Annotated in this window: 14 protein-coding genes; 12 read left to right on the forward strand and 2 right to left on the reverse strand. The window is 67.5% G+C overall.

The features are described from left to right. The first annotated feature begins 2 nt into the window (after nt 1-2). From K2Y56_RS18565 to K2Y56_RS18595, 7 genes are all read left to right on the forward strand, one after another. Nucleotides 3-3,140 (forward strand): efflux RND transporter permease subunit, encoded by a 3,138-nt coding sequence (locus tag K2Y56_RS18565; protein WP_292510891.1) that lies wholly within the window; start codon nt 3-5, stop codon nt 3,138-3,140. 71 nt (nt 3,141-3,211) lie between these two features. Continuing rightward, entirely contained in the window at nt 3,212-3,460 is a 249-nt protein-coding gene (locus K2Y56_RS18570; RefSeq protein ID WP_292510894.1) for a hypothetical protein, read from the forward strand. A 28-nt stretch (nt 3,461-3,488) separates the two neighbouring features. Continuing rightward, on the forward strand, nt 3,489-3,860 hold the full coding sequence (locus K2Y56_RS18575; protein ID WP_292510936.1) for a hypothetical protein: 372 nt from the start codon (nt 3,489-3,491) through the stop codon (nt 3,858-3,860). Between the two features lie 32 nt (nt 3,861-3,892). Beyond that, on the forward strand, nt 3,893-4,321 hold the full coding sequence (locus K2Y56_RS18580; RefSeq protein WP_292510897.1) for a DUF305 domain-containing protein: 429 nt from the start codon (nt 3,893-3,895) through the stop codon (nt 4,319-4,321). 181 nt (nt 4,322-4,502) lie between these two features. Continuing rightward, entirely contained in the window at nt 4,503-4,835 is a 333-nt protein-coding gene (locus tag K2Y56_RS18585) for a four-helix bundle copper-binding protein (RefSeq protein WP_292510901.1), read from the forward strand. Nucleotides 4,836-4,901: 66 nt separating this feature from the next. Beyond that, entirely contained in the window at nt 4,902-6,467 is a 1,566-nt protein-coding gene (locus K2Y56_RS18590) for a calcium-binding protein (protein WP_292510904.1), read from the forward strand. An 86-nt stretch (nt 6,468-6,553) separates the two neighbouring features. Beyond that, nucleotides 6,554-7,033 carry a DUF305 domain-containing protein gene (locus K2Y56_RS18595; RefSeq protein WP_292510907.1) on the forward strand — a complete coding sequence of 160 codons (480 nt, stop codon included), beginning with the start codon at nt 6,554-6,556 and terminating at the stop codon, nt 7,031-7,033. 21 nt (nt 7,034-7,054) lie between these two features. Here K2Y56_RS18595 and cueR read toward each other — a convergent pair whose 3' ends face one another. Continuing rightward, nucleotides 7,055-7,537: a Cu(I)-responsive transcriptional regulator gene (gene cueR / locus K2Y56_RS18600; protein WP_292510911.1), complete on the reverse strand. Its 483-nt coding sequence runs from the start codon at nt 7,535-7,537 to the stop codon at nt 7,055-7,057. 85 nt (nt 7,538-7,622) lie between these two features. Here cueR and K2Y56_RS18605 point away from each other — a divergent pair, with 85 nt between their 5' ends. The 4 genes from K2Y56_RS18605 (at nt 7,623) to K2Y56_RS18620 (ending at nt 11,570) form a co-directional block, all read left to right on the forward strand. Further along, nucleotides 7,623-10,010: a heavy metal translocating P-type ATPase gene (locus K2Y56_RS18605; RefSeq protein ID WP_366849097.1), complete on the forward strand. Its 2,388-nt coding sequence runs from the start codon at nt 7,623-7,625 to the stop codon at nt 10,008-10,010. Between the two features lie 25 nt (nt 10,011-10,035). Next, complete coding sequence (locus K2Y56_RS18610; protein WP_292510915.1) at nt 10,036-10,551, forward strand: DUF305 domain-containing protein; 516 nt, start codon at nt 10,036-10,038, stop codon at nt 10,549-10,551. 102 nt (nt 10,552-10,653) lie between these two features. Then, nucleotides 10,654-10,854, forward strand: a complete 201-nt coding sequence (locus K2Y56_RS18615; RefSeq protein WP_292510918.1) for a hypothetical protein — start codon at nt 10,654-10,656, stop codon at nt 10,852-10,854. Continuing rightward, entirely contained in the window at nt 10,851-11,570 is a 720-nt protein-coding gene (locus K2Y56_RS18620) for a GNAT family N-acetyltransferase (protein ID WP_292510920.1), read from the forward strand. The genes K2Y56_RS18615 and K2Y56_RS18620 overlap by 4 nt, the downstream gene beginning before the upstream one ends. Before the next feature lie 80 nt (nt 11,571-11,650). On the opposite strand, the gene K2Y56_RS18625 is transcribed toward K2Y56_RS18620, so the two are convergent. Continuing rightward, nucleotides 11,651-12,268, reverse strand: coding sequence for a GNAT family N-acetyltransferase (locus K2Y56_RS18625; protein ID WP_292510922.1), 618 nt, complete (start codon nt 12,266-12,268; stop codon nt 11,651-11,653). Nucleotides 12,269-12,567: 299 nt separating this feature from the next. On the opposite strand from K2Y56_RS18625, the gene istA reads away from it, so the two are divergent. Continuing rightward, nucleotides 12,568-13,806, forward strand: a 1,239-nt coding sequence (gene istA / locus K2Y56_RS18630; RefSeq protein ID WP_292510924.1) for an IS21 family transposase, incomplete at its 3' end; no start/stop codon positions are given.

The raw sequence follows: 13,806 nt of genomic DNA on the forward strand, positions 1-13,806 counted from the left end.
CCATGTTCACGTTTCTCGTCACGCAGTCGCTGCGCAACCGCCTGCTCGTCCTCGCCATCGCGGCGGTGCTGATCCTCTACGGAGCGTTCACGGTCACGAAGCTGCCGGTCGACGTCTTCCCTGACCTGAACAAGCCGACGGTCACCATCATGACCGAAGCCGAAGGGCTGGCGCCTCCCGAGGTCGAGCAACTCGTCACCTATCCCATCGAGACCCGGATGAACGGCCTGCCTGGCGTCAGCCGGGTCCGGTCGGTCTCCGGGGTCGGCCTCTCCATCGTCTACGTCGAGTTCGACTGGGGCACGGACATCTATCGCAACCGGCAGCAGGTCGGCGAACGCCTGTCCCTGGTCCGCGAGCAGCTGCCGCCCAACACGACCCCGCAGATGGGTCCGATCTCCTCGATCATGGGGCAGATCCTGCTGGTGGCGATGACCAGCGACAAGGCCTCACCCATGGAGGTGCGCGAGGCCGCCGACTTCGTCCTGCGGCCGCGACTGCTCACCATCCCGGGCGTCGCGCAGGCGATCCCGATGGGCGGCGAGGTCCGCCAGTTCCGGGTGAGCCCGAACCCCGCCGCGATGCGGGCGCTTGGGGTGACGAACGCCCAACTCGAAGGCGCCCTGGCCCAGTTCGGCACCAACGCCGGCGGCGGCTTCACCGACCAATATTCCCGCGAGTACCTGATCCGGAACATCGGCCGGACCATGAGCCTCGACGACCTGCGCAGCATCGTCGTCGCCACCGCAGGAGCTGCGCCGGTCCACCTGCGCCAGGTGGCGGAGGTCTCGTTCGCCGCTAAGGTGAAGCGCGGCGACAGCGGCTACATGGGCAAGCCGGCCGTCATCGTCTCGGTCGAGAAGCAGCCCGACGTCGACACGGTCAAGCTCACGCGGGAGATCGAACGGGCCTTGAAGGAGGTCACGTCCACGCTGCCGAACGGCATCAAGGCCGACCAGATCCTGTTCCGCCAGGCGAACTTCATCGAGTCCTCCATCCGGAACGTGCAGACGGTCCTGGTCGAGGCGATCGTCGTGGTCGCCATCGTGCTGTTCGCGTTCCTGTTGAACGTCCGCACCACGGCCATCTCGCTGACCGCGATCCCGGTCTCCATCCTGACCACGGCCGTGGTCTTCCACTTCCTCGGCTTGTCCATCAACACCATGACGCTGGGCGGGCTGGCCATCGCCATCGGCGAGCTCGTCGACGACGCGGTGGTCGACGTAGAGAACATCTTCCGCCGCCTACGGGAAAACAGGGCGGCCGGGTCCCCGCACTCGGTCTTCGACGTCGTCGTCTCGGCCTCAAACGAGGTCCGTTCCGGCATCGTCTACGCGACGCTGATCATCGTCCTGGTGTTCGTGCCGCTGTTCGCGCTGTCGGGCATCGAGGGGAGGCTCTTCGCGCCGCTTGGTCAGGCCTACATCATCTCGATCCTGGCGAGCCTCCTGGTCTCGGTCACCCTGACGCCGGTGATGGCCTACTACCTGCTGCCGGGGCTGAAGAGCCTCGACCATCGCGAAAGCTGGTTCATCCGGGCGCTCAAGCGCGGCAACGCGGCTCTGCTTGCCGTCGCCTTCCGGCACCAGCGCCTGCTGATGGGCAGCGTCGCCGTCGGGGTCGTCGCCGCCGGCGTCATGGCTTGGCAGTTGCCGCGGGCCTTCCTGCCCCCGTTCAACGAGGGGTCGTTCACGGTCAACATGACCTTCAACCCGGGGATCTCGCTGTCCGAGAGCAACCGGGTCGGCCTGATCGCGGAAAGCCTGCTCCTGCAGATCCCGGAGGTCTCGGCGGTCGGTCGCCGCACCGGCCGGGCCGAGCTCGACGAGCACGCCGAGGGCGTCCACTCGTCGGAGATCGAGGTCGAGCTCAAGGCCGGCGGCCGCTCGAAGGAGGCGGTCACCGCCGACATCCGCGCCCGCATGGCGATGCTGCCGGTCTCGGCCAATGTCGGGCAGCCGATCTCGCACCGCCTCGACCACATGCTCTCGGGCGTGCGGGCCGAGCTCGCCCTTAAGATCTTCGGCGAAGACCTCGATGCGTTGCGCCGCATCGCCAACGACCTGCGCGAGCGCATGGCCAGGATCCCCGGGCTTGCCGACCTGCAGATCGAGAAGCAGGTGCGGATCCCGCAGCTGGAGATCCGGGTCGACTACACCCGGGCCGCCCTCTACGGGGTCCAACCGGCCGCTGTCGTCGAGCAGCTGAGCCGCCTATCGAACGGACGCGTGGTCTCGACGGTCGTCGACGGCTACCGCCGCTTCGACGTGGTCGTACGCCTGTCCGAGCGCCAGCGCACGACGCAGGGGCTCGGCGACCTCCTCATCGAGACGCCGTCGGGTTGGGTCCCGGCCCGCCAGATCGCCGACATCCGCGAGACCGACGGCCCGAACCAGATCCTGCGCGAGAACGCGCGCCGGCGCCTGGTGGTCCAGGCCAACACCAACGGCGACAGCGACATGGCGACCATCGTGGACGCGATCCGCGGGGTCGTGGCCGAGGCGAAGCTGCCGCCGGGGTTCTTCACGAGCCTGGAGGGCACCTTCCAGGCCCAGGAGGAGGCGAGCCGCACCATCGGCGCGCTGTCGCTGCTGTCCCTCGCGATGGTCTTCGCCATCCTCTACAGCCGCTACCGCTCGGGCGTTCTGGCGCTCATCATCATGGGCAATGTCCCGCTCGCCCTCATCGGCAGCGTGCTCGCCCTCTGGCTGGTGGGGCAGCCGCTGTCGGTCGCCTCGATGATCGGCTTCATCACGCTGACCGGCATCGCCGCGCGCAACGGCATCCTGAAGATCAGCCATTACCTCAACCTGTCCCTCCACGAGAACGTGCCGTTCGGGCGCGAATTGGTGGTCCGGGGAAGCCTGGAGCGGCTGACGCCGGTGCTGATGACGGCCCTCTCGGCCGGCGTCGCCCTGGTGCCGCTGCTGATCGATGCCGAGACCCCCGGCAAGGAGATCCTCCACCCGGTCGCGGTGACGATCTTCGGCGGGCTGATCAGCGCCACCCTCCTCGACACCTTCCTGACGCCCGTCCTGTTCCTCAGGTACGGCCGCAAACCCCTTGAGCGCCTGCGCGCCGCCCAGGTTCAGACCACTCCGACGGACGGCGCCAAGGCGCGTCCCGTCGAGGCGTTCTGAGCAACCCCCGTAGCGAACCCAACCGGGCGAGGCCATTCCGGCCGACCCGACCGAAGACCTGGAGACATCCCATGAAGACACTGACAGCCGCCGCCGCCCTGATCCTTCTCGGCCTGGCGTCACCCGTGCTCGCCGACGATCAGGGCAACGCGAACGCCGAACAGCAGACCCAGCCGACCCCGTCCCGCGGCAACACCTCGGGCGGTCCGGCCCACGACCTGAACACGTCCGGTCGCGATGCGGCGCGGCCGGGCAGGAGTTCGGATGACGCCCGGGGTCGGGCTCCTGCGTCCACCGGCACCGCCGCGCCTGCCCGCTGATAGGAAGGAACCCGCCACCATGACCATGATGATGCTAGGCAAGCTCGCGCTTGCTGCCGGCTTGGCCATCGCGACGCCCCTTCACGCTCATGAGGTGGTGGGAACCGGACCGAACGGCGGCCGGGTCACGGACGCCGGCAAGTACCACGTCGAGCTCGTCGCCAAGGACGCAAGCGTCGACGTCTACCTGACCGATGCCGACACCAAGCCCGTCCCGGCCGCCGGCTTCAAAGGGACGGCGATCCTCGTCGTCGACGGCAAGCCGGCGCGCGTCGCCCTGACGCCCGCCGACGGAAGCCGGCTCAGCGGCAAGGCGGACGTCGCGATCAAGCCCAACCCGAAAGGGGCCGTGCAGTTGACGGCCCCGGACGGCACCAGCGCCAGCGGCAAGTTCAACTGACCCTGGACCACTCTCGAAGCAGGAATCCCCAAATGACGACCACCAAGCTCCTCGCCGCCGCGCTCCTGGCCGCGACCCTTGCCGGGCCGGCGCTGGCCCAGGGCACGCATTCCCACGGCGACCACAAGATGGCCGGCGACCCGAGCGCGACGCACGACGCCGACATGATGAAGATGATCAACGCCATGAAGCCCGACCCGAAGGATCCGCCCTCGACCAAGGACTTCAAGGCGGCCGACATGACGATGATGCACGACATGCACGTGCCCTACACCGGCAACGCCGACGTCGACTTCCGCACGCACATGATCCCGCACCACAAGGGCGCGGTCGAGATGTCCAAGGTGGCGCTGAAGCACGCCAAGGACCCGGCCACCAAGAAAATGGCGGAGCAGATCATCGCCGACCAGGAGAAGGAGATTGCCGATATGGAAGCGTGGCTGAAGAAGAACGCCAAGTAGGACGGCGCAAAGAACGGCTGCTGATATCGTAGACTGCGTCTTCGATTTTTTCGAAAACGATCTGAACAAGATCTTATCCAACGGGTTACCAGTAAATCTGCGACTGTATGCAATCAAGCATGCAGTCGCGGAGCGGTAAACTATTATCTTTTACTGGTAAGCTAAGAAAGGATAAGCCACGATGGACAAGATATCATCAGAAATGCAGTCGTGCATCGACACGTGTCTGCGATGCTACCAGACTTGCCTCGGCATGGCCTCGAACCACTGCCTGCCCGCCGGCGGCAAGCACGTCGAGCCTGGGCACTTCCGGCTCATGATGGCCTGTGCCGAGATCTGCCGCACCTCCGCGCACTTCATGCTGATCGGGGCCCCCGAGCACAGGCACACCTGCAGGGCCTGCGCCGAGGTGTGCGAGGCCTGCGCCAAGAGCTGCGAGGGGGTCGGGGACATGCAGGACTGCGTCGCCCAGTGCCGCGCCTGCGCCGAGAGCTGCCGGAAGATGGCGGCCTGACCTCGTCCTGACGGCTGTGGGGCTCCGCTCGAAGCCCGGCTTCACTCGGAACAGAAGGATTGAGCAATGACCAATTCGGCATCCTATCGGAGAGCCTTCGACGGCCTCAAGCTCGATGAGCGCGCGGCGGACCTGTACATCGAACGCCTCGGTGGCCTCAGCTTCGACTTCGACCGGAATCGCTACGAGGACCAGGACGGATCTCGATACGGCTACGAAGTGACCGTGACCGGCCCGCGCGGCGACGCGCTACGCGGTTCTAGCCAGCGCGATCACGTCATCGGTCTCGGCGGCGACGACCGGTTCGCCGGTGGCGTTCAGGACGACATCCTGTATGGCGGCGAGGGCAAGGACGTCCTGACCGGCGGCATCGACCAAGATCGCCTCGAAGGCGGTTCCGGCGACGACCGAATTTTCGGCGGCGACCAGGACGACGACCTTGCCGGTGGCGAGGGCGACGACTTCCTCGACGAGGGGATCGGGCACGGCGATCTCGAAGGCGGCATGGGCAATGACATCCTCGTCGGCGGCCAGGGCCCGGACGCCTTTGCTTACGACCGTATGACCGGAAGCGACGTGATCAGGGACTTCACGGCGGGTCCGGGCATGTTCGACCACATCGTCCTGCGCGCCGGCATCCGGTTCGAGGAGCTGCGCTTCGACGATACCGATCCCCTTGGGGTCCGGATCAGCTGGCAAAACCCGGAAGGTGACTACGCGAACTCGGTTCTGCTCGAAGGCGTTCGTCAGGCCAACCTCGCGCAGGACGATTTCATGTTCACCGACGTGCCCGACCTTCCGCCCGGGTCCGTGGCTCCGAGCGGTCCGGCGCCGGAGCGAAACCCAACCAGCAACGACGGGCCGGAGATCGGGGACTCGACACTCACGCCCGTCCAGGCATCGTTCGACGTATTCGCCGACGGCTACCTGGGATTGGTCGACGGGTTCGACTTCAAGGTCTCCGAATTCGCCGTCGGCGTCGGCGGCGAGAAGCGGGATGACCTCACGGGGACCGCGGCGGTCGACAATCTGTTCGGCCGGTCGGGCAACGACCGTCTCGTCGGCCTCGCTGGCGACGACGTGCTGCAGGGCGACCGCGGCAACGACCGCCTCGAAGGAGGCGCAGGCGCGGACTGGCTCGACGGCGGCGCTGGCGATGACCGGATCGAAGGCGGCGACCAGGCCGACCTCATCCTCGGCGAGCAGGGCCGTGACCGGATCGATGGAGGCGGCGGCCATGACATGATCGAGGGCGGCAAGGGCGACGATCTCATCACCGGGGGCGCGGGGGCGGACGCCTTCATCGTCGAGCCAGGCAGCGGTGACGATGTCGTTTTCGACTTCTTGGCCACGGGGGCCGCGCAGGGCGCCTTCGATCATATCGCCCTCAGGGACATCCGGCCCGATCAGGTCAGGGTCGCCGACACCGGGCGCGGCGCTCTCGTGAGCTGGAACACCGAGGCTGGCGACGGCTCGCTGCTCCTCGATGGCGTCGCGGCGGACGACCTTCGCCAGAGCGACTTCATGTTCTTCGAGGAGCCCGGTTTCGTCGACGGCGTCAGCGACGTGGGATCTTACCTCATCTTCCCGCAGCAGCCGGCGCAGCCCTCGCAAACGGACCTGTTTGGCTGAACGAGGTCGGTGGCCTCGGCACTTTTCTGGTCGACGGCCCGCGCCGTCGTCCTTGCATTCACCTCCAACTCAAACGGAGATCGAAGATGAAGATCCTCGCCCTATCGAGTCTTGTCTGTATCGGGACGTTCATTGCTCCCGCCCTCGCCCAGCAGCACGATCACGGATCCATGCAGGGCTCCGCCGTCGAGCTGCCCGCGGCCTGCAAAGCCGCGGCAGGCGGCAAGGAGGCCATGATGAAGGACATGCAAGGGCACATGTCTCAGGCCATGCAGAGCATGCCCGGTCAGATGACCGAGGCCCAGAAGGGCCTGCAGCAGGCCATGATGAAGATGAACGGACCGATGATGCAGGGCATGATGGCAGGCGACGCCGACGTCGCCTGGATCTGCGCGATGATCCCGCATCACCAGGGCGCCATCGACATGGCCCGGGTCGGACTCAAGTCCGGTGACAACCCCGAAGCCAAGAAGATGGCTGAGAAATCCATCAAAGAGCAGGAGAAGAGCATCGCCGAGCTCACGTCCTGGCTCGACAAGAACGCCAAGAAGGAGGGCAGCCAGTAGGCTGCCGAACGGACCTGGCGTCTAGTGCGGGGACTGTCGCCCCGGACCCTGGCGTCGTCGAGGCGCCGGCGGCTCCGGGGCGACATCCGTCCCATGATGGCAAGCCGGCACGCCAAAGCCGTTCTCCAGGCTGGCGATGATCGGGCAATCCGGGCGGCCGTCCCCGTCGCAGGCTTCGGCCAGCGAGCGCAGGGCGTCCGCCATCTCGTGCAGCTGGCGCGCCCGTCCTTCGAGTTCCTGGATGTGGGTCTGGGCAATGGCCTTCACATCGGCGTTGCTCCGATCCGGGTCGCTCCAGAGCCCGAGCAGCACCTTGATCCGCTCCAGCGAGAAGCCGAGGTCGCGGGCATGCCGAATGAAGCCCAGCCGATGCAGGTCGGCGCCGCCGTAATCGCGGTAGCCACTCTCCTTTCGGCCGGCCAGCGGCACGAGCCCGATGCTCTCGTAATAGCGGATCATCTTGGCCGAGACCCCGGAGGCCTCGGCTGCCTGGCCGATGTTCATGGCAACTCGCATTCCCCTGTTGACCTTACCATGATGGGAAGGTGCAGGTTGGTTCGCAAGCCCAGATCAAACGAAAGGTGCGGTGATGTCCGGACATGCCCACGACCACGGATCGGCTCACGCCCACGCTGGTCATTCCTGCTGCAGCCATGGCGCCGTCCCTGCCAACGACGTTGGGGGAATGGTCAAGGATCCCGTCTGCGGGATGGACGTGGACCCACATGCGGCCAAGCATCGTGCCGAGCACGGCGGCCGTCCGTACTACTTCTGCTCGAACGGCTGCCGGACCAAGTTCGAGGCCGACCCCGTCCGCTACCTCGACCCGGCGAGCGCGGCGGGCCCGGCCGAGCCCGTCCCCGAGGGCACCATCTACACCTGCCCGATGCACCCTGAGGTTCGCCAGGTCGGCCCGGGGTCGTGCCCGATCTGCGGCATGGGGCTTGAGCCCGCCCTGATCGGCGCGGACGACGGACCGAGCGAGGAGCTCGTCGACATGACCCGGCGGTTCTGGGTCGGCTTTATCCTCACCCTGCCGGTCTTCGCGCTGGAGATGGGCGGGCATCTCACCGGCCTCACCGACCGCCTGGGTCAGCAGACATCCAACTGGATCCAGTTCGCCCTCGCCACGCCGGTGGTGCTCTGGGCCGGGTGGCCCTTCTTCGAGCGCGGCTGGGCCTCGGTGAGGAGCCGCAACCTCAACATGTTCACCCTCGTGGCCATGGGCGTGGGGGTGGCCTGGGCCTACAGCGTGGTCGCCACCGTGCTGCCGGGGGTGTTCCCGGCGGCCCTGCGCGGCCACGACGGGGCGGTGCCGGCCTATTTCGAGGCGGCGGCCGTCATCACCGTGCTCGTGCTCCTCGGCCAGGTCCTGGAGCTGCGCGCCCGCGAGAGCACGGGGGGCGCCCTGCGGGCACTGCTCGACCTCGCGCCCAAGACGGCCCGGCGCCTCCATTCGGACGGCACCGATGACGAGGTCCGCCTTGAGGACATCGAGGTCGGCGACCGCCTGCGGGTCCGCCCGGGAGAGAAGGTGCCGGTCGACGGCATCGTGGTCGAGGGCCGCAGCGCCATTGACGAGTCCCTCGTCACCGGCGAGGCGATGCCGGTGACCAAGGAGGTCGGGGCGAACGTCGTCGGGGGCAGCCTGAACCAGAGCGGTGCCTTGATCGTCGAGGCCCGCAAGGTCGGCCGCGACACCATGCTGGCCCGCATCGTCCAGCTCGTCGCCGAGGCGCAGCGCAGCAGGGCGCCGATCCAGCGCCTCGCCGACCAGGTCGCGGGCTGGTTCGTGCCGGCCGTGATCGGCGTGGCCGTGCTCGCCTTCGCCGCTTGGTTCGCCTTCGGACCGGAGCCTCGCCTGACCTACGGCCTTCTTGCCGCGGTCGCGGTCCTCATTATCGCATGTCCCTGCGCCCTGGGCCTGGCGACCCCGATGTCGATCATGGTCGGCGTTGGCCGGGGCGCGCAGGCCGGCGTCCTGATCAAGAACGCCGAGGCCCTGGAGCGCCTGGAGAAGGTCACCACGCTCCTCGTGGACAAGACGGGTACGCTGACGGAAGGTAAGCCGGCCGTGACCCGGATCGTACCGGCCGCTGGGTTCGAGGAGGAGGAGCTCCTTCGCCTTTCGGCGAGCGTCGAGCGCGGCAGCGAGCATCCGCTCGCCCTCGCCATCGTCGCCCATGCCGAGAGCCGGGGCCTGCCTTCCTTGCCGGTCGCCGACTTCGATTCTCCGACCGGCAAGGGCGCCATGGGCACGGTCGACGGCCGGCGGGTGCTGCTCGGCAACGCACGCTTCCTGACCACCGAGGGCGTGGCGACGGCCGAGCTCGAAGCCGCGGCGGAGGAGCTCCGGCGCGACGGGGCCACGGCGATCTTCGTTGGCTTGGACGGGCGCGTGGCTGGCGTGATCGCCATCGCCGACCCGATCAAGGCCACGACGTCGGAGGCGCTCGCTGCCCTACGGGCGGAAGGCATCCGCGTCGTGATGCTGACGGGTGACAATCCGACCACGGCGCGGGCGGTGGCGGCCGAGCTCGGTATCGACGAGGTCGAGGCCGAGGTCCTGCCGGATCGCAAGAGCGCCTTCGTGAAGAGCCATCAGGCGAAGGGCGAGGTGGTCGCGATGGCGGGCGACGGGGTCAATGACGCTCCGGCCCTTGCCGCGGCCGATGTCGGCATCGCGATGGGAACGGGTACGGACGTCGCCATCGAGAGCGCGGGCATCACCCTGCTGAGGGGTGATCTGATGGGTATCGTGCGGGCGCGCAGGCTCTCGCGCGCCACGATGGGCAACATCCGCCAGAACCTGTTCTTCGCCTTCATCTACAACGCCGCCGGCGTCCCTGTGGCGGCGGGCGTGCTCTATCCGTTCCTCGGCATCCTTCTATCGCCGGTCATCGCCGCCGCCGCCATGGCGCTGTCATCGGTGAGCGTGATCGGCAACGCCCTGCGCCTGCGCGCAACCAGCCTCTGAGCTGTCCCAGGAGAAGGAGAACCCCATGGGTTACGGACGCTTTGGCGCCATGATCGCCACCTCAACCTTGGTGATGTTCGGGTTGATGTACCTGAACACCTACGCACTTGAGCACGTCTTCTACAGTCAGACCCGCACCTGGATGGCGCTCGTCATGGGCGCGACCATGGCCGCGATCATGCTTGGCTTCATGTGGTCGATGTACAAGAACCGGGCGGTCAACGCAGCGATCCTCGGCGCCAGCATCCTGGCCTTCGCCGGAGGGCTGTGGCTGGTCCGCAGCCAGGAAACCGTCGGCGACGTCGCATACATGAAAGCGATGATCCCCCACCACTCGATTGCGATCATGACGAGTGAACGCGCCCACATCAAGGATCCGCGCGTCCGCAACCTCGCCGACAAGATCATCGAGGCCCAGATCAAGGAGATCGGCGAGATGAAAACATTGATCTCGGATCTGCAGGCTCACCCGGCGGATGACAACGCGCCGGATCTGAAGTCCTACCGCGACCGTGGCGTGCCCCCGCCTCCGCTGCAGTAGCCGATGCTTGACGAAGCAGTCCCTCCAACAGGAGTCGTTCCGCGCCTTCGGCCAGCACCGGAAGCATGTCGGCCGGTAACCATTGCGAGTTCTGTGGCCACGATGGGTAACATCTGGCGGAACCGCTTCCTCGCCTTCATCCACAACGCTGCTGATGTGCCGGCCGCGACGGGCGCGCTATACCCGTTCCTCGGTATCCTGCCGTCGCCGGTTATCGCCGCGGCTGCCATCGCCCTGTCCCCGGACAGCGTGATCGGGAACGTCCTGCTCCGGCGTGCGATGCGACCGGGGGGTGGTCGATGAGCAGGCGGGAGGGCGAAGGGGAGAGCGGCCGGCACCGCCCCGCTTTGCGCGAAGGAAGGCTCGCCGGCCTCGTCCGGAAGGTGAGATGGCGCCTTCGCGAAGGAATCTACGCAAGGCGCGTCTCGGTCGGACTTCGGCGCGATGTATGCGCGCCCGTCGCCGTCCCCTCGGCGGGTGTACCTTTCAGCTTGCGGCGGTTCGCCCTGGACGACCTCACCTGGCTCTTCCCGGACGACGATGCCGGAAGCGGCGCCGACGTGCGGGCCGATCTCGCCTGGAGGCTGCGCATGGTCGAGAGGGGCGCCTTCGTCAGCCATTGCTTCGTCGCCGTCGACGAGGCCTGTGGCCGGCCCTGCCACGTGCAGTGGATCACCGAGGCCGGTTACGACGCGGCGATCCGCCGGGGCGGCGCGCTGCCGGTGCTCGCGCCGGATGAGGCGATGCTGGAGAACGCGTACACGCCGCCTCGGTACCGCGGCAGGGGCGTGATGGCGGCCGTGACGGCGATGATGGCGGAGCGCGCGGGCGAGGTCGGGGCGCGCTCGGTCGTGGCATTCGTTGACGAGGACAACATTGCCTCGCTCAAGGGCACCTGCAAGGCCGGCTTCAGGCCCTACACGATCCGGGTCAGGCGGCAGTACGCCTTCGGACTGGCACGCACGGCACGCTTCGATCTCCTACCGGCCGATTACGCCTTCCCGCACCAGCGGCCCTGAGGGCGGCCGTTCGAAGGAGCGATTGTGGTCCGATCCCGACATGGCATCGCCGGCACAAGTCCACAAGCCGTTGACCTCCGTCACCCCTGGTGTCGGCCTACGGCGCGCACGACGACCCACTTCAGCGGCCGAAGAAGCTCCCAAATGGAAGTGCTCCTCAGCCAAGCCATCCCGCGCTCGACGGCGAGGTGGATCCGCCCTCGTCGTGAGAGGCCCATCTCGATCCTGTGGAGGGGGATTCGGGTGTCGCAGTAGGTGTCCTTGTACGCCTCGTCGCCGACGCTGAAATCGAAGGCCGCCATGCCGCGCGCGTGACACCAGCGGATCAGGGCCTCGTGGTGCAGGGCCCCGGGTGAGAACCGCTTCCAGTCCGCGTCGTAGGTTGTGAGGATCAGGTAGAACCGGCCTCCGAGAACCAGGCCCCAGTGGCAGGCGATGATGGTGTCGCCGACCGATAGGGCGGACACGTGGACCGTCTCGGGGCACGCAAGTCGTCGGGTCGCGGCAAGATAGAACGCGCGCTTTCCCGGCACCTCGAAGCCGGGAACCCGGGTCCTCGCGAACTGACGCGACTTGCCCGCGAGAACCTGCTGCAGGAACGCCTCCGCCTCCGCGACTGACCCGGCCACCTCGAAGGCGACGGGACCTTGCTGGGACAGCAGGCGCTTCAGCCGGGTGCGGCTCTTTCGATGCGGCATTCGTGCCTCAATGTCCGCGTCCGATCCGGCCAGGCTCATGACGTGGCCTGAGAAGGGAAGCGGGACCGATCCGGGCGGAACGAGGGGATTAGGCAGCGCACCCACCCGTTCGGGCATCCTGTTGCGGATTCCGACGGAAGCCGGCCACCCATTCCGACGCGAAGCCGGCCAGCGTTCCGATTTGATGTCGGCCACCATTCCGAGATGAAGCCGGCCACTCGGTAGCCGGCATCGGCGACGGCGCATCCCCGTGGGTCAGCAACCGCGGCATCCCAGTCCTCGACCACGAGGAGGATGGGATGCCGGCCAGGAGAGAGCTGACCATGCGACAGATCAGACAGATGCTGCGGCTCGCCCATGAGGGGGTGAGCGCGCGTGAGATCGGACGAACCCTCGGGATCGCCCGCTCCACCGTGCAGGACAACCTCGGCCGAGCCAGCGCTGCCGGCCTGACCTGGCCACTCGGCCCCGAGGTCGGCGACACGGTTCTGGAACAGCGCCTGTTCGCCCGAGCCGGAGTGAAGCAGGGCCTTCGACGGTTAGCCGAGCCAGATTGGCCGTCGCTGGTCCGAGAGATGCGCCGGCCTGGAGTCAACCTCACGGTGCTGTGGGAGGAGTACCGGGAGGCTCATCCCGAGGGATACGGCTATTCCCGGTTCTGCGACCTGTACCGCGAGTTCGAGCGCCGCCTCACCCCGGTGATGCGCCAGCACCATGCGGCCGGCGACAAGGTCTTTGTCGACTATTCCGGCAAGCGGATCGCCATCGTCGATCCGGCCACCGGTGTGGTGCGCGAGGCCGAGATCTTTGTCGCGGTGCTGGGCGCGTCGAGCCTGACCTACGCTGAGGCGACCTGGACGCAGACGCTGCCCGACTGGATCGGCGCGCACGTCCGCCTGTTCCGCTTCCTCGGCGGCGTCCCCCGCCTCGTCGTCCCGGACAACCTCAAGAGTGCCGTCCACAAGGCCTCGTTCTACGACCCGGAGATCAACCGCTCCTACGGCATGATGGCCGACCATTACGGCGTCGGCATCCTGCCAGCCCGGCCCCGCAAGCCGCGCGACAAGGCCAAGGTCGAGGCCGGCGTCCGCTTTGCCCAGAGCTACATCCTCGGACGGCTACGTCGACAGACGTTCTTCTCACTCGCCGAATGCAACGCCGCCATCGCCGTGATGGTGGAGCGCATCAACGCCCACCTCATGCGCCGGCTCGGCACGACCCGGCGCGCCCTGTTCGAGGCGATCGAGCGGGCGGCGCTCCGTCCCTTGACGGTGGAAGACTACACCTTCGCCGAGTGGCGGCTGGCTCGGGTCAATCTCGACTATCACGTCGAGGCGGCCGGCTTCCTGTACTCGGTGCCCCACGCCCTGATCCGCGAGCAGGTCGACCTCCGCATCACCGCGCGCACCGTCGAGGTGTTCCACCGCGGTCAGCGCGTCGCCGCCCATGAGCGTCGCTATGCCGGCGGCGGCACCATGTCCTATGCCCGCGTCAACGAGGCGCCGGAGGGCGCCAAACCGAGTGGCACGGCGCAGGCG

Origin of the sequence: Methylobacterium sp. (assembly GCF_019745455.1) — a bacterium.
In the GTDB taxonomy this organism is placed as follows: domain Bacteria; phylum Pseudomonadota; class Alphaproteobacteria; order Rhizobiales; family Beijerinckiaceae; genus Methylobacterium.